This window comes from Sphingobacterium sp. HSC-15S19 (assembly GCF_050433745.1).
Taxonomy (GTDB): domain Bacteria; phylum Bacteroidota; class Bacteroidia; order Sphingobacteriales; family Sphingobacteriaceae; genus Sphingobacterium; species Sphingobacterium siyangense.
On record NZ_JBNPWQ010000058.1, the window covers coordinates 1 to 19,007 of the forward strand.

At 33.5% G+C, this 19,007-nt stretch carries 16 protein-coding genes; 8 read left to right on the plus strand and 8 right to left on the minus strand.

Features of this window, described 5'->3' with window-relative positions; all coding sequences use genetic code 11:
* Positions 1 to 470: 470 nt before the first annotated feature.
* The 4 genes from L1283_RS27215 to L1283_RS27230 form a co-directional block, all read right to left on the minus strand.
* Positions 471 to 1,613, minus strand: a complete 1,143-nt coding sequence (locus L1283_RS27215; protein WP_429626708.1) for an RNA-binding domain-containing protein — start codon at positions 1,611 to 1,613, stop codon at positions 471 to 473.
* Positions 1,614 to 1,615: 2 nt separating this feature from the next.
* A complete protein-coding gene (locus L1283_RS27220) occupies positions 1,616 to 3,460 on the minus strand; it encodes a GNAT family N-acetyltransferase (RefSeq protein ID WP_286736925.1) in 1,845 nt (614 codons plus the stop codon).
* A gap of 97 nt (positions 3,461 to 3,557) precedes the next feature.
* Positions 3,558 to 4,535, minus strand: a complete 978-nt coding sequence (locus L1283_RS27225) for a hypothetical protein (protein WP_286736926.1) — start codon at positions 4,533 to 4,535, stop codon at positions 3,558 to 3,560.
* A 79-nt stretch (positions 4,536 to 4,614) separates the two neighbouring features.
* Positions 4,615 to 6,351, minus strand: coding sequence for a hypothetical protein (locus L1283_RS27230; RefSeq protein WP_286736927.1), 1,737 nt, complete (start codon positions 6,349 to 6,351; stop codon positions 4,615 to 4,617).
* 345 nt (positions 6,352 to 6,696) lie between these two features.
* Here L1283_RS27230 and L1283_RS27235 point away from each other — a divergent pair, with 345 nt between their 5' ends.
* Positions 6,697 to 6,912, plus strand: coding sequence for a DUF4377 domain-containing protein (locus L1283_RS27235; RefSeq protein WP_286737019.1), 216 nt, complete (start codon positions 6,697 to 6,699; stop codon positions 6,910 to 6,912).
* A gap of 15 nt (positions 6,913 to 6,927) precedes the next feature.
* On the opposite strand, the gene L1283_RS27240 is transcribed toward L1283_RS27235, so the two are convergent.
* A complete protein-coding gene (locus tag L1283_RS27240; protein ID WP_286736929.1) occupies positions 6,928 to 7,188 on the minus strand; it encodes a hypothetical protein in 261 nt (86 codons plus the stop codon).
* A gap of 398 nt (positions 7,189 to 7,586) precedes the next feature.
* Here L1283_RS27240 and L1283_RS27245 point away from each other — a divergent pair, with 398 nt between their 5' ends.
* From L1283_RS27245 to L1283_RS27265, 5 genes are all read left to right on the plus strand, one after another.
* Entirely contained in the window at positions 7,587 to 8,774 is a 1,188-nt protein-coding gene (locus L1283_RS27245; RefSeq protein WP_286736930.1) for a thiol-activated cytolysin family protein, read from the plus strand.
* A 21-nt stretch (positions 8,775 to 8,795) separates the two neighbouring features.
* Positions 8,796 to 9,950 (plus strand): thiol-activated cytolysin family protein, encoded by a 1,155-nt coding sequence (locus L1283_RS27250; protein ID WP_429626709.1) that lies wholly within the window; start codon positions 8,796 to 8,798, stop codon positions 9,948 to 9,950.
* A gap of 69 nt (positions 9,951 to 10,019) precedes the next feature.
* Positions 10,020 to 10,943: a hypothetical protein gene (locus L1283_RS27255; protein ID WP_429626710.1), complete on the plus strand. Its 924-nt coding sequence runs from the start codon at positions 10,020 to 10,022 to the stop codon at positions 10,941 to 10,943.
* A 126-nt stretch (positions 10,944 to 11,069) separates the two neighbouring features.
* The gene (locus tag L1283_RS27260; protein WP_286736935.1) at positions 11,070 to 12,788 is read left to right on the plus strand and encodes a thiol-activated cytolysin family protein; all 1,719 of its coding nucleotides are present in this window, start codon (positions 11,070 to 11,072) and stop codon (positions 12,786 to 12,788) included.
* A gap of 19 nt (positions 12,789 to 12,807) precedes the next feature.
* Positions 12,808 to 14,343, plus strand: a complete 1,536-nt coding sequence (locus L1283_RS27265) for a S41 family peptidase (RefSeq protein ID WP_286736938.1) — start codon at positions 12,808 to 12,810, stop codon at positions 14,341 to 14,343.
* Positions 14,344 to 14,503: 160 nt separating this feature from the next.
* On the opposite strand, the gene L1283_RS27270 is transcribed toward L1283_RS27265, so the two are convergent.
* On the minus strand, positions 14,504 to 15,304 hold the full coding sequence (locus tag L1283_RS27270; protein ID WP_286736941.1) for an SOS response-associated peptidase: 801 nt from the start codon (positions 15,302 to 15,304) through the stop codon (positions 14,504 to 14,506).
* Between the two features lie 105 nt (positions 15,305 to 15,409).
* Positions 15,410 to 15,865, minus strand: a complete 456-nt coding sequence (locus tag L1283_RS27275; protein ID WP_286736942.1) for a hypothetical protein — start codon at positions 15,863 to 15,865, stop codon at positions 15,410 to 15,412.
* A gap of 252 nt (positions 15,866 to 16,117) precedes the next feature.
* On the opposite strand from L1283_RS27275, the gene L1283_RS27280 reads away from it, so the two are divergent.
* Positions 16,118 to 17,392 carry a C10 family peptidase gene (locus tag L1283_RS27280; protein ID WP_286736944.1) on the plus strand — a complete coding sequence of 425 codons (1,275 nt, stop codon included), beginning with the start codon at positions 16,118 to 16,120 and terminating at the stop codon, positions 17,390 to 17,392.
* Positions 17,393 to 17,399: 7 nt separating this feature from the next.
* Entirely contained in the window at positions 17,400 to 17,891 is a 492-nt protein-coding gene (locus L1283_RS27285) for a hypothetical protein (RefSeq protein ID WP_286736947.1), read from the plus strand.
* A gap of 86 nt (positions 17,892 to 17,977) precedes the next feature.
* On the opposite strand, the gene L1283_RS27290 is transcribed toward L1283_RS27285, so the two are convergent.
* Complete coding sequence (locus L1283_RS27290) at positions 17,978 to 18,565, minus strand: hypothetical protein (protein WP_286736950.1); 588 nt, start codon at positions 18,563 to 18,565, stop codon at positions 17,978 to 17,980.
* Between the last annotated feature and the right edge of the window lie 442 nt (positions 18,566 to 19,007).

The following is a 19,007-nucleotide window of genomic DNA, read 5'->3' on the forward strand; positions in this document are numbered from 1 at the left end:
AATACAATCCAGTTGTAAAATAGCTCGGGTTATTGGTCACTAAATCTGGTGTACTTTCGTCCGGAACCCGTGGTGTACTTTTGTCGGAATATTCATTAGGCTTTTTTGTTTGTGGAGGTCACGAGAGTTCAATAGAACCTTTAGTGCCTTTATTACAGTTTATTAAGAAGATTAAAACAGGCAAATAGGATTACACTATGTAATTCTATTTGCCTGTTTTTTTTATAAAAATTTTAATGTTATGAGAAGTGTAATTTTGTTTTTTGTTATCAATATAATTTTGGTCATCGGATTCTTTGCCGCCCTAAGTATGAAGACTCCTTGGGTTGGATTCACTATTGCGTTTGGAATATGGTTGATATACCTGTGGAAATCTACAAATTCAAGAAATTAGATTTGTTTATTCATTTATAATTGGAATATAAATATCGAAGAAGTTTCATTTACACCAATGGGCTCACTATGCAATGTTATTTGTAATTTAACTCGTATTCTGTATTTTTTATCCAAGTTTGATATAATTGGTTTATTTGGTCAATAAATACTGGGTCAATTACTGATTGGTTTCCAGTTTGTTTCATACTTTTTAAAGCTTGAGATGCCAAAAAAGAAGGTTTTATTTCTTTTATAATGGAGGAGTGCTTTAAGATGTATTGATCAAACTCTCTTTTATTAGCTTCATCTTTAAATAAAAGAAATGGTGCTCCAGATCCACGTGAATGAAACGTATAATTTCCTTCTGTAAGGAAATATAAAAATTTTCCATTTATGGAGCTTTTATCATAATAAAAATACCAAAAATCTTCGTCATTAATCCGTAAATAAGCAGTTTGAGGTACTGGCAAAATAATTCTCATCTCATCGCAAAACATGTATTCTAATTCAAACAATTCAGTCTGTTGGAATTTAAACTTTGCTGTCCCTAAATATGATTTTTCATTAGGAAAGAAGTAACTATATACTTCCCAAAATATTTCCACCTCACTCAAATCAATAGTGTATTCAGGAAAAGTATTATGAAAGATTAATCTGCTATTACCAATGTTTTTTGTCCACTGATTTGGATCTAACAAATATCGCTGCATCTTTAAAACAGGAGTAAGATCTAAACCAAATCTTTGATACCACATTTTTTCAATTTGATTTATGTCGGCAGATTTATCTATCGGCGTATTTGTATCCTGGGTTCTCGAATAAATATGATTCGCTCTGACTTCCTTGTCTTTATCTCGGTATGAGGTAGTAATATAATAGGGCTTTAAAGGTAAATTTTGTATTACTAAAACGTCAATTTCTGAACCATTTAGATTTAAAGTTTTTAATTCCAATACCGGTCTATTATCTCCCGCAAATTTTATAGATCTTAGAAAGTCTATATAAGAAACTTGATTTTTACGGTTAGCTTGATTTTTTTCCAACCCAATTAATTGACACCCGCTTGAAGGATCTGTTATTCCAATAATCAAATATCTTTCTCCCTCATAGAGACAATTTGAAAGGCATAATATATCATGCAAAAGTGCAGCGTTATTTTCATAAGGCTTCTCTTTAAAGTCCCAATATTCACCTTCACTTTTTGAATTTATAAGATCTATAATTTTATTCAATAACATGTCTAATCTTGAATTTTAAAAGTTTTATTTTCGAAATTTCTTAAATACAAATTTAGATCGTTACCGCTGATACCACTCTTCCATGGTTTACCTTTTCTTACGAAACCATGTTTTTCTAAGAGATGAATCATCGCATTATTTTCACGCATTTCAGTGGAAGCCATTAAATTTCCTTTTCCATATTTGTTTAATAATTCTTCTAATATTTGAGAGCTGTAGCCCTTACCCTGAAATTCAGGATCTGTAAAAAAATAACCTATTTCCCATTCATACTTATCAGCCTCCTCTAATAAATTAGCTTTTTTTTCTGTGAAATCTGATTTTGTTTTAGGTTTGATTGCACCAATAGAAATTGGAGTGTTCCAATCATATCCTATTGCTATCAATTTACAATTTCTGATTCGATCCAATGAAGGGTTTTTGACCTTATTTTGGGTCAATAAAAGATCTAAGAATGATTCGATTTCGGTTTCTTTAAATTTGCTGGGTGGACCAATTTTAAATTTTCTAGGATTTGCCCACGGTACGATTTCACCTTCTCCTTCCCAAATCTTCCCATCTGTTCTGTTTTTATATCTTCCTTTATATTTTAAAATATATAATAGCGCTAATTCAACATACCATATTCCTAATTGAAGTGCTTGGAATTTGGCTTTGCCCGAAATTTTTTGTAATTCATTACGTTTTGTTTCCTGACCGTGGACCAACGCATTTCTAATTTTAACAAATATTTCTGGACCATCGCTTTCTTTTGCAACACTAATAAGATCTTCGAAACTGTCTGGAATGCTCTTACTAATTTTCAGTTGAAAAATTAGTAACCGTATTTTATTAGCAGCAGATACTCCTTCGGCCTCATTCCCTATAATGATCTTTTCGTTTTCAACTATTAACCAATTGTATATTAATTCAAGCGCAGTTTGAATTAATATTATCGAACCTTCGACCTTTCCTGCATTTGAATTGGCTTCTACATACCAATGAACAGCAGTTAATAAAAAATCTCTATTGTTTTCATTTTTCCAAAGCCTACTATATTCTTTCCATAGTTTATTAAAATCAATATTTTCTGAAATATTCGACCAACTATGCACAAATTTGTACGGATCTGAATTGTAAAATGAATAATCCGTAAAAATTTCCCTACCATCGTGAATTCCTCTATAAAATAATGGAGAAGCCCTTAATCCATTAATGAAATATAAGAAATTTTGTAGTTGTTGATGCCACTCGTGAATTTCTTTTAGCCGAATTGGTTGTCCATTAATTTTAGAAACTTTTCCAACATAAGTGAGCAGATATCCACCATTGTTTTGTAGTTTTTTCTTTCTGTCAGTAAAATCTGAGAATTTATCCAAAATAATTCGAAAGTATCTATCAATTAACTCGATCCTATTACTAGAAATCTTCTGTCTATTTTCAGAATGCCTAACACGATCACCAATGTAACCTCTCAAATTAGGAATACAAAATATAATTTCTTGTACTGCGATAGAAGAGTCCCCTTCAATAAAACGGTTAACATAACCACGACATTGTCCCCTTTCACCTAGTGAAACTTCTGAAAGATTTACAACTCCTATATTCTCATTGTTAATTTTGAGTATTAAGTTTTTCATTTCAAAAAACATTAATTCCCCACCGGAAAATGTTCCATTGAATTTGACACAAGGGTTTGGAAACCAAGTGAATTCTATACTCCCATTTACCAAACTTTCTTCAATACCATTGGTAATTACGAATTCTCCGTGGTAAATTGGTAATGTTTCATTTGGCTGTTCCATGTTAATATAGGTGTCCAATTGAATGGGAATTTCATTTAAAACATTCTGTAAAGAATTTTCCATGTTATAATAGATTAAGAACGATAATATGCTTGCTTTATAAGGCTAAAAGTAATAAAAATTTTGGCTTACTAATTTTTGTATTCACCCTGTATATTAATTAACATTCAGGTTCATAGTGTTCTTCGTCTCTAATAGTATTATGTCCTTGAATTTGAAAATATCCTTCTTCCGTAGGAATACTGACATCACAACATGGGGCCGCTCTATATGATTTTTCTGAACCTTTAAAACGATACATTCCAACTTTCTCACAATAGATTAAATTCTTTGCGACCTCTGGTATGAGTACAATATTCAATCCTTTTCTTTCACTCATAGCACTTGGATATATGAGCCCCATAACCTTATAATTTGGGTTATTTTTATAATACTCTCTCAGGGATAAAAATAGAGCTATGAGTATGAAGTAATTGTTATTATTTTCTGCTCGCTTACTGCTTAATTCTGAAAAGTACTGATAAAACTCCAAAATAAAATCACTTGTAAAATGATTATAATTTGTTTTGATTAGGTCTACATAATCATCTATCTGGATTTTGATACCAAAATTTGTTTTTAAATGCTCTCCGTCCATGCAAAAATTAACAACATAAAATGGCTGTTTAATTTCCCATTTACCGATTGTAAAATCCTTAATTGAAATAGCAGGCAGCTCAGTTAATCTTTTACAGGTTTCTAAGCAAGCGACAAGAGTAGATTCGATCAAGTTATCATTAACAGGAAGAGTAGCATAGAACATTGACTCTCCCTCTCGATTAAATCGCCCTTGTTTAATAAGATGAAAATTTTGATTGAATGAAATTTCAGAAATCTTAGTAAATGTCTCGTTCTTTTTAATATGTTGTCTAGACCGGAAAAGGGAAATACCAACATCTAATTTTGTCCCCATTACCGGGATATAGGAAAATAAATACAAAAAACAACTATAGGCTTTATGGAAGTTTTCATTATTGCCAACTTGCGTAGAAAGGAGTTTTAGCTCATTAAACTTTTCTTTCATTGTTTCTAAATTACTTTCTGTCTCCTTTTTGAGTTTTATATTAGCTTTTAATAAGCCTGTATTATGTGCTTTCATAGTGTATTGAATCATTAAATTATTCGCTAAAAATTCTTTTTTCAGGGAATCTTGTTAACAATGATAAATCATGATTAAATTATATTTTTCGATTTAATTCGTCTAATGAGATACCAGTAAGGTTTAATAAACTAGTCAAAATATTTTGTGTCTTTTCGATTGAAACAGGTTGGGGGGCAATTGCCGAATAATAATAATTATCAAATCCAATAAAGGCAGAATTTAAAGTAGCATTGTCTAGATTCTTGAAGAAACGATACTGAGTGTTAGATGTAAATGTTTGATAAGAATTTAAGTGTGTTTTTAAGTCATTTATGTCTTGATTAGTTAACACCATGTCCAAGATTGTTTCTAGATTAATTAGGGCAAACGGCATAATCGAAAACTTCTCACGGTATTTTTGCGGAATTATCTTTTTAAATTCGCCGTCTAAATATTGAGTGAGTCCTGTTAAACCGAAGTGATATTCATTAAATGTGATTATTGGATAGATTGTAATGTTACCAGTTTCTACTAAATTTTTTAACTCCTTATCAAAGTCAAATTTTAAATTATAGATTTTGGTAATTTGTTCTTTAATCTGTCCAATACCTTTTTTATCGATAAATCTGTCATCGAAATATTGAAGTATTTTATTGAAATCTAACTCATTGACAAGGCTTTCTGGAAAAAAGTATGCCTTGTATTCGAACAAAAAGATCTTTCTATCTTTTCGAACATAACCGTCAGGTATGCCTTCTGATTTATCATCAAAATGAATTTTATCAAAATCATTGCCTGCTAATAAGGTAATAATAGGGTTAAGACATTTAGCTTCTAATAAATCTCCTATTTCTTGGCTGTATTTATTGAAAGCTTTTTGTTGTAATAGTTTGTCATCAGGTTTTAAACTAGTGTGGTGAAATAATTCGAAATAAGTACTTCTAAATGTTTTTTTACGAGCGAAATAATAATCTAATATAATATAGCTATGTCTTTTTTGGTGAAAAAATAATGGAGACTTTTTGAGGTCTCTAAGTTCTAAAGTACCCTTAATTTCAGGCTTAATACACTGACTTTTTATATGCTTTACACTATTATTTTTTCTTACATTCAATAGTGTATATTTTCGAATATGTTCCTTAGGCCTATAGGATTCTGTTGCTTTATAGATACTATTGAAGCTTGCAAGCAAATGACCTGGACTTTTGAACCCAAACTTGTTTAGATATTCTTTTAGATATACTAATAAGTTATTTTTAGCATGTTCTAAAAGGCATGCCGATTTTACCATTTCAAAGACCATATTTCCTTTTTCCATTAATTCGAATTGACCTAGAATAGGTTTCCAGCACAACCAAAATATGTATAATGGATTACTTTTTTCTATTTCTGAAAAATCTATTTTTAATAAATCTGAGTCATTAACTTCATCAATAATCTTAAGATATGCTTTAAAAAAGAGGTATTCGTTTTCTTGACTAGACTTTCTCGATTGAACAGAGCGGTAATTGTTCAATTCTTTCAATATCATTGCTAAAAGATACCTTCTAAAAATTATACCTCCTTGAAATATTCCAGAAGCTGTTTCGTTGAAATAAAGGAAAGAATCATTTAATTGCTGCTTTTGATCAAATGTAAAGTTTTTAGAAATTAAGGATATTAAACGTTTTTGGATATCCGCTATTGGTTCGGGACAAGTTAATTCTCCGTTTAACATTGAACATAAAGTTATTATCGTTTCAGAATTGAGGTCTCTAACAAGTTCTTCATAACTTTCGTTGCTACCTTTAAAAATATCCTTATATCCTGGAATGGTAAATGTTTCTAGCGACATGATTTAATTAAAAAAAATATTACGATTATTTTTCAAAAAATGGTTCTAAGTGTTTTGAAGTTTTCCCTGACTTTTATCACTCTTAAAGCATTGGAAATACTCTTAGGGTTAAAGCTGGAAAGATTCCAATTGTTTACTCTGAATATAGTAATTTTAATTCGGTCTGAAATTGTATTTTTGATTTTAAAGTAGATCCATGAGAATAGCATTTTCCTTTTATTAATTTTCCTGTTTTCGTGCAGCAAAGAAAATTCTGACCAAACCTATATTACTCAGTTTGAGATCCAACCTGATGTTGAGTACGTCGCACCACATCCTCCAAGGAAACCAGACCAACCTAAGGATATACCAGCGCTAAAGGTGAGGGACAGTAATAAAGAAGAGTATCATTTAGGTTTAGACGAGATTAGTGGTTTTGTTTTCGAGGAAGGAAACCGTTACAACTTAAAAGTTCAGATAACTATTTTGACATCTCCGCCAATAGATGGAAATCCCAAAACCTACAAACTTATTGAAGTTATTTCTAAAGAACAGGTAACTAATGTGTCTTTTGATAAGTAAGATAAATTCTCCAATCTATAACCTATATCTTAAAGAAATCACTCTCCAAATCTCATAAGCGAAATCTTTATCTAAATCTGTATCTTCAAAACACCAACTTCCATTTTTTTTGATTATTTTTTGGACTATTCCATCCAATAAAATATCAATTTCTGATTCATCTTTTTTTATATCTCTTTTTAACAACTTTATTTGGTAGTCTAATGATTTATAAGTAATCCTAAAAATCTGTCCTTTGAAGGGGTCGAAAAGTTTTGAATCAATTGTATCTTCCATATAATAAACTAGTAATTCTAAATAAGTAAAAAATATCAAATTATCCTATTTTAAAAAATACCTTATATATACTTCTAAGCGTTTACTTCATCTTCTTTTTTTCATTGTACGAAATGAAAACTATATATCCCTTTATTTTTCATCGTGTCAATTGGCATGTTTGTATTGGTCGAAACTTCGTTCGTCGAGTTAATTTGGTAATTAATTAAATAAGGTTTAGAATTATCAATAATTAGGGAAAGAAGACCTTTTATAATTCGAAATGACAGTATTTTTTATTACTGCTTTTTATTCCCACTGGATATCATTAGGGGAAATATATTCGGTGATATTATAAAAGAAGAAGGGGAAAGTTTGGGTATGAATTGTCCAATTTTAAACTTTATATAATACCGATTATGAAAAAGAAACTAAATTGTATTGCTTTAATAGCAACATTTGTGGTTTTAATCACTTCCTGTTCCAAAGATCTCGTTCCGGGAGGGACCATTGAGCCTAACTCTGGACTTAAAGGTCTGAAAACTTACACTTTTAAACCTACAGAGATCAATCTTTCAAGTTTTGATACGGCAGGAATACAAGGCTTTTCAAAAAAAGGCAAACAAAATTCCCTTACATTCCTCAGAGACAGCATTTGGCCTAACAATGCAGGAAAAACTTCATTCTATGAAACCACCGATATTCCTGCTGTTCTTGAAGAGACAAGAAGAAAATTATATTTAGGTGCTATTCTAAAAGGGGAGACAGCAATTGATGTAGATAATGTGAATCCGGTTTTCATTCCAGTAACTTATAGAAACCCGATTACCATGTACGCCAATTTCCCTACTGACAGTATCTATAGGACTGTCATACCTTCGAAAATACAAGATCTTAGTTATCTACGTGCAGCTTTGAGTTCGGCAGCAGGAAACCAGATCCAATCGTTTACTTACGAACAAAGTCAGTTTAGAAAGACCGAGGAACTAAAAAAATCTTTTGGCGCAAATTTGAATCTTGCTAAAATTTTAACTGTTAATTATCTGGATACCCTTGAAAATTCAACTGCTACAACAATTGTAAGGGCTGAATTTACGCAAGAGAACTTTTCCATCGCTATCGAACCTCCAATTTATGAGCCTTTTCTCAAGAGCAATTTTGACTACTCTATATTCAATGGAATCAGACCTGTAATTGTCAGTTCGGTAACTTACGGAAGAAAGGGGATTTTTATCATGGAGTCAGACTCCTCTTACAACGCGGTCAAAAAAACACTTAATGTCGCGCTAACATTATCCGCAGAAATGTTAAATGTTTCGTCGACTGACAGTCTAGGTCCATCATTTTCGGCAGCATTGAACTTGCGACTAACTAATGAGCAGAAAACTATAATAAATAATTCGCGGATGAAGGTGTATATTATCGGAGCTGATGGAAAGAGTATCGTTAAGGCAATAACAACCGGTCTAACAGGTTTTGCAGAGGTTTTGGCGGCAAATGGTGGCTTTACAAAAGATAGTCCAGGGGATATTCTATATTACTCTTTAAATTATCTCGATGATTTTGCCACCTTTAGGAATCAGTTCAAGATTAATATTGCCAATTAGGTCAATTAAATTTTATTTGGTATGAGAGTCAAAATAATCATAGCCATTTTTTTCCTCCTTTCATTTATAGGATGTAAAAAGGAAGAAATTCAAAACCCATCGCCTGCTGAAAAAGGCGTTGGGAAACTTCTCTCGGAATATTTTAGCAATCTTCGTATAGCCCCCTTGGATATCGTTGATCTTAGGAATAAAAATAAAGACATCAAAACAGTATTTGACCGTAAGAAAACTGCCGGAATGATACACCTTCGGGATAGTGTCTGGACAAATGGGGCAGGAACAAGCTCATTTTATGAATCTGATGAGATGGTCGTAACACCAGGGAATCTAAGTTATATTTATCCCGGCTCACTTTTAAAGGCGGCGTCAATAGCATCGGATCAATTTGAGACCTTTTCTGGTTATCAAACTGCACCAATCAGTGTCCAGTTATCATTTCCTTCCAGTTTATCAATAGGGACTCTCTCCGTACCGAGTCTATCAAATAGCCGGATATTTTTACGAAATGCACTTTTGGCACCCGATTTTTCAGGTAATACGATACTCAATTATTCAGACTATTTTGCCGCATTTTCAAAATATGAGGAAGTGAAATATGCTTTTGGCTATAATGTAAATCAGCATAAGCTATTTTCTTCGACCAATACAAATTTCGATTCATATTCAAGCGGAACCTACTATTCCACTAAATTCATGGCCAGTTATACAGTAGAGAATTTTACCTATACGATGTCCGATCCTACTGCTAATGAGCTGATTGATATGGCTTCTATTCCCGCCAATGCTTTTGATGGTATTTCTCCGGTATATATTAATTCCGTAACTTATGGTAGGTTTGGATTATTGGTACTTGAATCTAACAACAATAGTTCCGAAATGAGAAGTGCTTTTCAGAAGATGGTGAAGAAGATCCTTAAAAAGACCACTGAATCCTATACTCAGGAAGAAACAAATCTTTTTGCCAGTTGTCGTATAACTATCTATCTATTGGGAAGTACTATCGGAAATAATGTGATACAACTACTGATCAATCCAAGTCCTGATGGCGTATCTGATTTTATCGCACAGAACGTAGGTACATTTACTGCGAGTGATCCAGGAGTGCCGATTTATTATACCGCGAAATATCTAAAAGATAACTCGCCATTTAAAACGACGTTTAGAATTGACCATTAAATATATTTTATGATGATGAATACAACATTTAGACAAAAGAGTTTAGGGATTTTAAGTGTATGTTTACTAATGGCATGCTTCTTATTTTCATGTAAAAAAGATACTCCAGATGTTCCTGAGAAGAAAAATGAAAAATGGAGAACCGAAGCTAAAACAGATAGTACGGGGAACCAATATTATGTGGTAAATACGTTGGACAATACTTTAGAGATCAGAGTCGATAATAAAGATGGGAAGACCATTTTTTCAGAAGTTTGCCCGACTATTGAAGCAAGTGAGATTCCTGAAAGTTCAAGTAAGCTTTTTATCTATCTTGTTGCGCCTAGTAAATATATAAATGTCAATCAAGCTACACTTTCATTAAGGATTGTGCTCGATAACCTAGATATACAAGAAAAACATATTCAGCTTCTGGCAAATATAGATCTTGATAGTAAGAAATTTTATACCAAAAAGTATAAAGTTGAAGAAGCCCTAGACTGGACTTATAAAGTTCTGGACAATCAATTAGTTCAGTGGTATGAAAATAGCTTATTGGTAAGAGAAGGTACCGAAAAAGACCTTAACAGAGGTGGAGGGAACATGGGACTCGGACAGCGGGGAACTCAATTGGTATGTTACGAGCGGGATTTTTCAGTTCGCTATACCAAGGATATAGATGCTACCGATGCCTATTATCCTTCTGGGGGTTTATGGAAAATCCCGATTAACAACTATGAATATATGTTGTTCCTACCCGAAGGAGTTGTGGCAAGAGTACAGATAGTCACTAGCGTTGAAGACAAATGGGAGGGAAAACAGCCCTTAATTTGGAAGGACAATCTAAAAGAGACAAATAACATTCCGGCAGATTACTCCGTAAAAATTACCGATTATAATATTCAGAATAATGTGGTAAGTGCCAGTTATAGTATCTATGATGAAAAAGGGCAGTTAAAAGAAAAGAGAACCCGGAAATGGGCAATAGGTAATGGAATGCCTCTCGGTAGTTAATCTCTAAATAAATAGAATTTAAGCTTTGTAATAAAGATCTAAATTAATCAATAACACTTTTTTTAACCAATAAGCATCATGTTTCCTGTATGCCATGGAGACCTATGCCTATATAATCTTAAAAGTATGAAAAGTAGAATGAATTATTTTTTGCAAAGGATTATTAAGGATTTTCCTTTGTTATTGATGCTATTCTTAGTGGTCAGTTGTTCGAAATTGGATTCCGAGTTTAATGGTGCAAACGGTAAACAAGCTTTGGATCGACTTAGAATACCGAAGATCGAAGGTTTTTCGGTCAACTCAAAGTCTAATCCAGAAAATAATTTGTCTGGCAAAAGATCATCTGGAGGGAAAAGAGCAGACTTGACTACTCCACCAGACGAAGATAATCCATTTAAGCCTAAAGCAGGAGCCTATAAAGATGGACCGGGAACAACCGACCCTCCACTCAACTCTCCACCTCGTGAGCCTGATATGCTCTATTTTTATCAGAAATATAAATCACAGATGTTTACTATTACCGACCAGTCTATGGGGCTCAATATTTATCCAGGTGCTATATTAAAGGGTCAGAGTATAAAAGGTGTTTTTTCACCACAGATGCTGACAGGTATTTCCAATAATATCCGCCCAATTACCATATCTACTTCGATGCCTGTTTCTGGTTCAGCGGTTGCTCGTACAAGTCTACCTCGTCCAATTTCTCAAGCAGCATTATATAATGCCGCGCTGACAGATTTAGAGAATACGAATCCCGGTGAAGTCGGGGCTGCTTCTTTGATAGTCGAAATGGATACTTTTCGGGTATATGAGGAATTAAAAACTATGTATGGATTTAATAAAGGTTTAGATGCATTTTTAATTAACACAAATACAACGCAGCAAGGAGAGAACCATCTGATTGCTTCCGCATCGGCAATTAAAATAAAATTTTTCCAGCACAATTTTACTATTGATATGGATGTGCCAAAAAATAATAACGAATTATTTGATCCTACTGGGTTGGATATACCAGCTATTACTGGAGGAGAAACTCCTGTTTATGTAAAAAGTGTTACCTATGGCCGTATGGGTATTATGGTAATAGAATCGAACTATAGTTCGACTAAACTGTACAATGCTGTTTATAAGCAGCTCGGAATATTGAAAAACCTGATTGGTATCGGTACCGCATTAACTAATGAAGAGAAAGATATCATAAATTCAGCAACGATAAAAGTTAAATATACGGGGATCGGCACAGATACTTCACCTGCTGTAGCTGTTGCGGGATTAAATGGTTTTATTCAAGTATTAAGTGCTAATACAACGTATTCCAAGGCAAGTCCGGGAGTACCTATTGCCTTTCAACTAGCTTACTTGAACAGTGGAAACGGATTGGTTGAAGCGCCTTTCCAGATTAATTATGGGCCTTTTGAAAAACCTTATGTCCGAATTGAATATAAAAATAGCAATTGGGAGGCTAATTCATCCTCAAATCCAAAATTTACTTATTCAGATATCTTCATGAGTTTTTATCAAGATCCAGCTGCAACGATAAAATATAAAGATGCTCCAATCTTTATTGATTATAAATATGAACGGGATTATGGTACTAAAAGCACCTATAATTGGGTAGGAAATTGGAGTACTAGGAAGGTAACAGACAATGTAATATGGAAGTATCCTGGATCCGACCAGTTGATAGAGAATTATAAAGTATTCTATTTTGTCCGTTATGGATCAGATGCGACAACATCCAGAGACTACTGTCATTTTGATATGGTTCCAAGTGAAAATTATCGTGTGTTACCTAAAAAAGTGGATCATTATATGGCTAATAGATCTGACGAGATGTATCCTTAATCGGAATTTTGAAGGTATAATGAAACATACAAATTTTATTATTCTAATTATTGTTGCCTTCTTTTTGGTTCAATCTTGTAATAAAAAGAAGGATGACATTGCTGAAATATCATTTGAGCAAAAAAGAGTAAGTGAAAATCTGGACTCTATTTTTCTTCTCGCAAAAGGGGTATACCTATGGAACGATCAACTACCTTCGGTTGATCGTTTCAATCCATCGCGGTTTTATAATGAGGGGTTGAGTGAGTTTAGGTGTTATGAGAATGAAATATTTGAAATTACACAATTTGCGAAAGATGGAGAGACAGGCAAGCTCTTTGAGCAGAATCCATTAGATCTGAATAGACCTAAATATTCTGGTATTGTGTTTAGGGAATTCCAAGATAAAGAACCTCAGAATGCTTATAATATAAGTAATACGTTTGGCCTTTCCGTGGTGGTTAAAAATAATATCTTCCGTTTATTGTATGTTGATCCCAATTCACCTGCAGGTAAAGCAGGTCTCAAGCGTGGGACACAAATTTTATCCATAAATGGGGAACGTGTATTAACAGAAGTTTCGTTTCTAGAACAATGGAAAAAATCACTTTCCATGTCGTTCATTAAGCTTGAAGTGACAGAGGATGGTGTTAAAAAGCGGGAAGTACGTTTAAATGCAGCTTCATATGAGATAAATCCGGTGGTAAAGCAAAATATATTGAGAAATGGAGAAAGGAAAATAGGTTATTTTGCATTAAATAGTTTCACCCCAATTCAAAATGCGCAGAAATATCTCACTCCAATTTTTCTTTCTTTTGCACAGGAAAAAATTAATGAGCTCATCATTGATCTTCGGTACAACCAAGGGGGATATCAGGTTACAGCTGATTTTATTGCGAATCTGGTTGCACCAAATGCTTCAAATGGCAAGATAATGTATACTGAACATTATAACAGGCAAATGCAGGATGGGACTTCAAAAGTATTGGAAAATTACAAATTGTATGACGAATATAATCGGCCTGTTATCATTAATGGTAAAGAGATAAGTCTTTATGATATTGATTATAGCGTGGAAGCCAATACAACGTATTTTCATAAAGATGAAGGGTTGACGGATTTAAAAAAAGTTTACTTTATAGTGAGCAACAGAACTGCATCTGCAAGTGAGCTACTGATCAATATTCTAAAACCGTATATGGATGTTCAGGTTATAGGCGTATCAGAGGACAACCTTTCTGCTGTATATACTTACGGTAAGCCAGTTGGATCATTTGGAATTCCAGTGGATCAATTTGACCTGTATTTAGGAATGTATGAACTCAAAAATGCCAATAGGGAAAACAACTATTTCAAAGGTATCAAAGCTGATATCTCTTTGAATGACGATACAGATATTGACTTTGGAATAGAAGATGACCCGGCGATTGCTTGGATTCTAGGAATGGAAAAGAAAAGAATGGAACTAAAGGCCAATAGTAAAACAAGACAGGAAAGATTTTCATTTTATTTTAATACTGATCGGTTAATAGGAAATATAAAAAATAGAAGCGAGTTAAAAATCAAGTTGAAATAGTGCCTGCATATTTTCATCCCGAAAGATTAATTAGGGCAACTTATTCTGTTGTATTTTCCTAATTATAACAGGATAGTTGATGCAGATAAAAACCACAGTTAAATGAGTCTATCGGTGGTTTTTTATTGGCTTAATATAATGTTTGAATCCAAAAAGCTTGTTAAAATAAAGATTGCTGTACATTATCATTGCCCAGCGGAGGTAATCCTTCCCAACCATCAAATGGTTCGTAACGATGCTTGCCATCTGGGCGGTTTGGATATCCTCTTAGGGTATAAACGGGATATGACTCTAAAGCTAGACTTGGTATATCATAGGCAAAAATGGAGGCCATATCATCTTCATTGATATTGGATATCCATTTCTTCTCTAAATCAGGTGGAAGAAATAGGGGCATCCTATGTTTGTTCGGTCCATCATTATGTATATTTGCCATTAGTTCGTTTGCAGTCCTTGTTAACATGGCGAATGAACCCACTTTTTCGACCACGCCTTCTTGGTCAAAGGATTCATGAAACTGATACAGCCCAGGGATATAGAATATTTCTCTACCTTCCTGTCCGATATAATAGGGGACTTTCTTTTTCCAACCATTTATTGCACGATGTTCGAATGTTCCAGAAACAGGAATTAGACATCTCTGCGAACGTAATCTGTACCAATATGATTTCTTATCTTCAAGTATCCTTTCGCTACGCGCGTTAATCATATTTCGACGTCTATCCGTTTGCAACTTAGGGTCAGTTATATAAGTAGGCAGAACACCCCATTCCATTTCTTTGATAGCAAGCTGTTCAGAATCTTTTTCCTTATATATAATTGGATAGTCTGGGAATGTGATGGCTTGTACATTCTCCATATAATCATAATTATAATCCAGTTGTATGCGTTCATCCCTTAAACCGGGGAATGCTGATTTAACAATTTCTATATCTGTATGTAAGCTAATGTCCCAGCACATAATTTCTATATTTTGGTGTACTTCTATAAATTATCCTAATATAAACAAACAATAATGGATTAAGTGTCGGTTTCGATAAGATTTAAATTGAAGGGATTTATATTGCTATCTCAATAATTCCAAAGCTGTGACTCTCTTGGTAGTTTGACCGTCTGTTATGACCGCTATCACCCTCCCATATTCCAAAGAGAAAGTTATATCAATCGGATTTTTTCGCTGAAATTTTGTTTTTGTCCTGAGGTAGTTTATAATATTCTTATCATACATTTTAAGCATCCTTTTATTCCAATTCTCTTCTTTGATTTGATTGAGAAAAATGCGATAACCCGATCCAGTTTTTAATAATTTTTCTATTTTTTCAGCATCCTCAGGAAGCTGTAGAAGCTTACCTTCATTTATATCAAGTTGCTGGGCATGTAATTTGGCTGGCATCTGATCGTCGTATGGAGTTAAAAGAAAACCTGATTTTTCTTTCACATCGGGCCACTCAAAACGTTGGAGAATACAATAATTATAACCTGTTTCGACCAGTTCATGGAAGGAATTTTGGGTCAATTGCATAAACGGATTATAAAGCATATATAAAGTTATCAACTTTCATTTATATCTAAATGTTTATTATAATTATACTTCTTTGAAATATTCATAGTCTGTATTGGTCGAAAGCAGTATGTCGAGAATATTTTGTCCAATTCCCTCGGTTATCTAGCATATAATACAATTTATCTAGGTCAAACTACAGTTTGTCGAGATTTTTTCTAGATACTCTTTGATATAAATACTTTTGGCCCATATTAACTTTTATTATTCTAAATGAAGAAACTATTTATTTTATTTTTAAGTGGCCTTTTACTGGTTTCATGTAAAAATCAAAGTATTGAACCAGATGCTTTAAACAAGGATGAGTATTATATCCCATTAAGTGAAAATATTAAGGTCGCAGACTCACTACATTATTTTATTTTAGGAGACGCAAATAAAAAAGCATCAACTAAATTAAATATTGGAAATACTAATGCAACTTTAAAAAAGGAAATTTTATCGGACGACGGGACTCCTTTAATGCGTGTTTTTAATTATGGGAAGGTGGGATTTATCATTTTGGCCGCAGATCGTCGGGCTAACCCGGTATTAGCATATTCCGATGAGACGAACTTTCCATCCGATACCATACCATCCTCAACGGAAGCGTGGTTATATGAAAATAAAGTTCAGATAGAGGAGCTAAAATCAGGTACAAGAGAAAATGTGAATGGAGAAAACCTTCTAAAAAAGGGAAATTATGTCAAGCTTTTAGGAGGAGATGTTCCAACAGTTAATGTGAAAAGAGCATCTACTGATAAAGTTGCTGGATTTTTCCCTCCTGCAGGAGGATGTGAACCAACTGGTTTTGAAATTGGTCCTCTTTTACAAACAACTTGGAATCAGAGTGGTGGTTATAATAATTTAATGCCTGATCTAGCATGTACCCCTTATTATTGTAATGCTAAAGCATATACCGGTTGTGTAGCAACAGCGATGGCCCAAGTGATGAGATATCATCAATATCCATCTTCATATAATTATAGTATTATGCCTAATGCTGTGTCCGGCTATTGGGATGTTTCTACGGGTGCTAATGAAATTTCTAAATTGATGCGTGATGTTGCAAATTCAGTGAATTCTAAACCGGACTGTAATGGAACTGGTGCTGCCTCAAATCTGAATGATATTCCATACGCTTTGGAGAATACCTTTGGATATTCAGTTACAGCAACTGCTGCTGATTTTAATTATAATACTGTAAAAAGTGAAATTCAAGCGAACCGTCCTGTTATCTTAAGCGGTTATAGCGATAAAAGTGGTTTTATTTTTCATACTTATGATGGTGGACATGTTTGGGTCGTAGATGGAGTCCGAGGAGGTACAAGCTGTGGTGAGCAAAACCCTGATGGTACCTGGACAGGTGGCGCATCTTTCCTTTATTTTCATATGAATTGGGGATGGGGAGGATCTAATAACGGCTGGTTTGGATTTGCTAGTGCTGATGCTGGAAATGGATTAAATTTCCAATACAAAAGAGGAATGGTATATTCAATTAAAAAATAATTACGATATGCAAAAACTAGGATTATTGATAATACTTCTCACATTATTTTCGTGCAAGAAGGAAGAAGGAATTAACAGTGTAAATGTTTATAGCGAAGTGCGTTTAGCTTTGGCAGACGAAGATGGGAATAATATCTTTGAGTCAAAAGGAGCATCCTTGGGAATAGGTGATCTGGATTTATATTATGTAAACGAAGAAGGTAAAAGAGAAATTCAAAATAATTCGAATCTTGACCTTCCTAAACATATGGATATAGTAGATGAAGAAAGCCTAAAGGAGAAAGTACTTAAAGTTTTTGGAAATCTTACTCCGCAAAGTGATGGTTACGCAGAAAGTATATTAGTGGTCAAAGGATATGCGGAAATATCAATCAAATTAAAATTTGAGAGTTCTGGTGCTTCTAAAGGTTATTCACAAATACTTGTGAATGGAATGGAGATTTCAAAAAACCAACTTGGTCATCCTATTCCTGTCAAACTAGCCAAGTTGGCTGAATAGAACAACCTCAAAAAAAATCATCTTTCATAATTAGGTTTTATAATGAACCACTATTAGGGGAAATCCAATAGTGGTTTTTTTATTTTCTATAACTTGAATGTCCCTTTCAAAATTGATTTACTCCCATCTTTATTTAGAATAGAAAATTCTATTGTTCCAGAACCTTTGATATTTTCTTTCAAACCGCTATCATCAAAATGTGTAAATGAAATATACCCAGTACCATAGTGATAAGTTTTGTTATCTTCGGTATATCGAATATATGCCAAATCTTTTTCATGATCTAAAATTCTTCCATCTCTCTCAATGTTAAATATCTCTTTTCCATTAATTGGCTTAATTTCATATTTTTTGTTTAAGCTAACACCGCCCTCGACAGGAAAGTATATATTAAAGGTGAATTCTTTATTATTTCGATTTCCTTTTTTGTAAGGCGAGGATGTAAATCGGATGCTTTCTTTAATTCCATTTGGATTAATCGTAGATGGAGTATTATATATAAGTCTGGGCCCATCATATGCTCCTGGTGGAAGAATAATTGATCTTTCATCGACATAGGTCACGCCATCTTTCTGGATCTCAAGTTTATTGTCACTTGGTATTGGTCCCCCTTCTTTGTCACATGAAAAAAATAGGAATGTAATCATCCCTAAGAATAGTAAAGCTTTTTTCATAATTATAGTGTATTTGATTAATTAGTAATACGGTCTGCAATAGGAAAACGCTACAGTTATTAATTGTTTGATTACTTAATTTTCTCAAAAACGCAATATCTATCTTCGCATCATAATGTATCCTAAATTGTTTTAAATTATTCACTCCGTGGATCAGCTTTCAAAGGCATTTTGGCGCACCGGATCACTTCAATTGAAGGACAACCATATTCGACTACCACTTTTCCTTCGATTAGATAAATCCCCGCTCCTCGTAAGGGATATTGGTTCAACGTTTGGGGAAAGTGAACAGTATCAAAGAACTTTCCATGAGAATCTAAAAAAGTTCCAAATTTCATAAGCTCACCTGTAATCTCACCCTAACTAGCTATATCCAAAACTAAATAATTCCAATCGAATTTATTGTTATTATCTCGTTGGAAAGTCGGGAAATTCTCCTGTT

What these genes read in the sequence shown, in the direction of transcription:
- L1283_RS27215 (WP_429626708.1), bottom strand. Translation starts at nt 1,613, where the DNA reads ATGTTATTGAATAAAATTATAGATCTTATAAATTCAAAAAGTGAAGGT.
- L1283_RS27220 (WP_286736925.1), bottom strand. Translation starts at nt 3,460, where the DNA reads ATGGAAAATTCTTTACAGAATGTTTTAAATGAAATTCCCATTCAATTG.
- L1283_RS27225 (WP_286736926.1), bottom strand. Translation starts at nt 4,535, where the DNA reads ATGAAAGCACATAATACAGGCTTATTAAAAGCTAATATAAAACTCAAA.
- L1283_RS27230 (WP_286736927.1), bottom strand. Translation starts at nt 6,351, where the DNA reads ATGTCGCTAGAAACATTTACCATTCCAGGATATAAGGATATTTTTAAA.
- L1283_RS27240 (WP_286736929.1), bottom strand. Translation starts at nt 7,188, where the DNA reads ATGGAAGATACAATTGATTCAAAACTTTTCGACCCCTTCAAAGGACAG.
- L1283_RS27245 (WP_286736930.1), top strand. Translation starts at nt 7,587, where the DNA reads ATGAAAAAGAAACTAAATTGTATTGCTTTAATAGCAACATTTGTGGTT.
- L1283_RS27250 (WP_429626709.1), top strand. Translation starts at nt 8,796, where the DNA reads ATGAGAGTCAAAATAATCATAGCCATTTTTTTCCTCCTTTCATTTATA.
- L1283_RS27255 (WP_429626710.1), top strand. Translation starts at nt 10,020, where the DNA reads ATGGCATGCTTCTTATTTTCATGTAAAAAAGATACTCCAGATGTTCCT.
- L1283_RS27260 (WP_286736935.1), top strand. Translation starts at nt 11,070, where the DNA reads ATGAAAAGTAGAATGAATTATTTTTTGCAAAGGATTATTAAGGATTTT.
- L1283_RS27265 (WP_286736938.1), top strand. Translation starts at nt 12,808, where the DNA reads ATGAAACATACAAATTTTATTATTCTAATTATTGTTGCCTTCTTTTTG.
- L1283_RS27270 (WP_286736941.1), bottom strand. Translation starts at nt 15,304, where the DNA reads ATGTGCTGGGACATTAGCTTACATACAGATATAGAAATTGTTAAATCA.
- L1283_RS27275 (WP_286736942.1), bottom strand. Translation starts at nt 15,865, where the DNA reads ATGCAATTGACCCAAAATTCCTTCCATGAACTGGTCGAAACAGGTTAT.
- L1283_RS27280 (WP_286736944.1), top strand. Translation starts at nt 16,118, where the DNA reads ATGAAGAAACTATTTATTTTATTTTTAAGTGGCCTTTTACTGGTTTCA.
- L1283_RS27285 (WP_286736947.1), top strand. Translation starts at nt 17,400, where the DNA reads ATGCAAAAACTAGGATTATTGATAATACTTCTCACATTATTTTCGTGC.
- L1283_RS27290 (WP_286736950.1), bottom strand. Translation starts at nt 18,565, where the DNA reads ATGAAAAAAGCTTTACTATTCTTAGGGATGATTACATTCCTATTTTTT.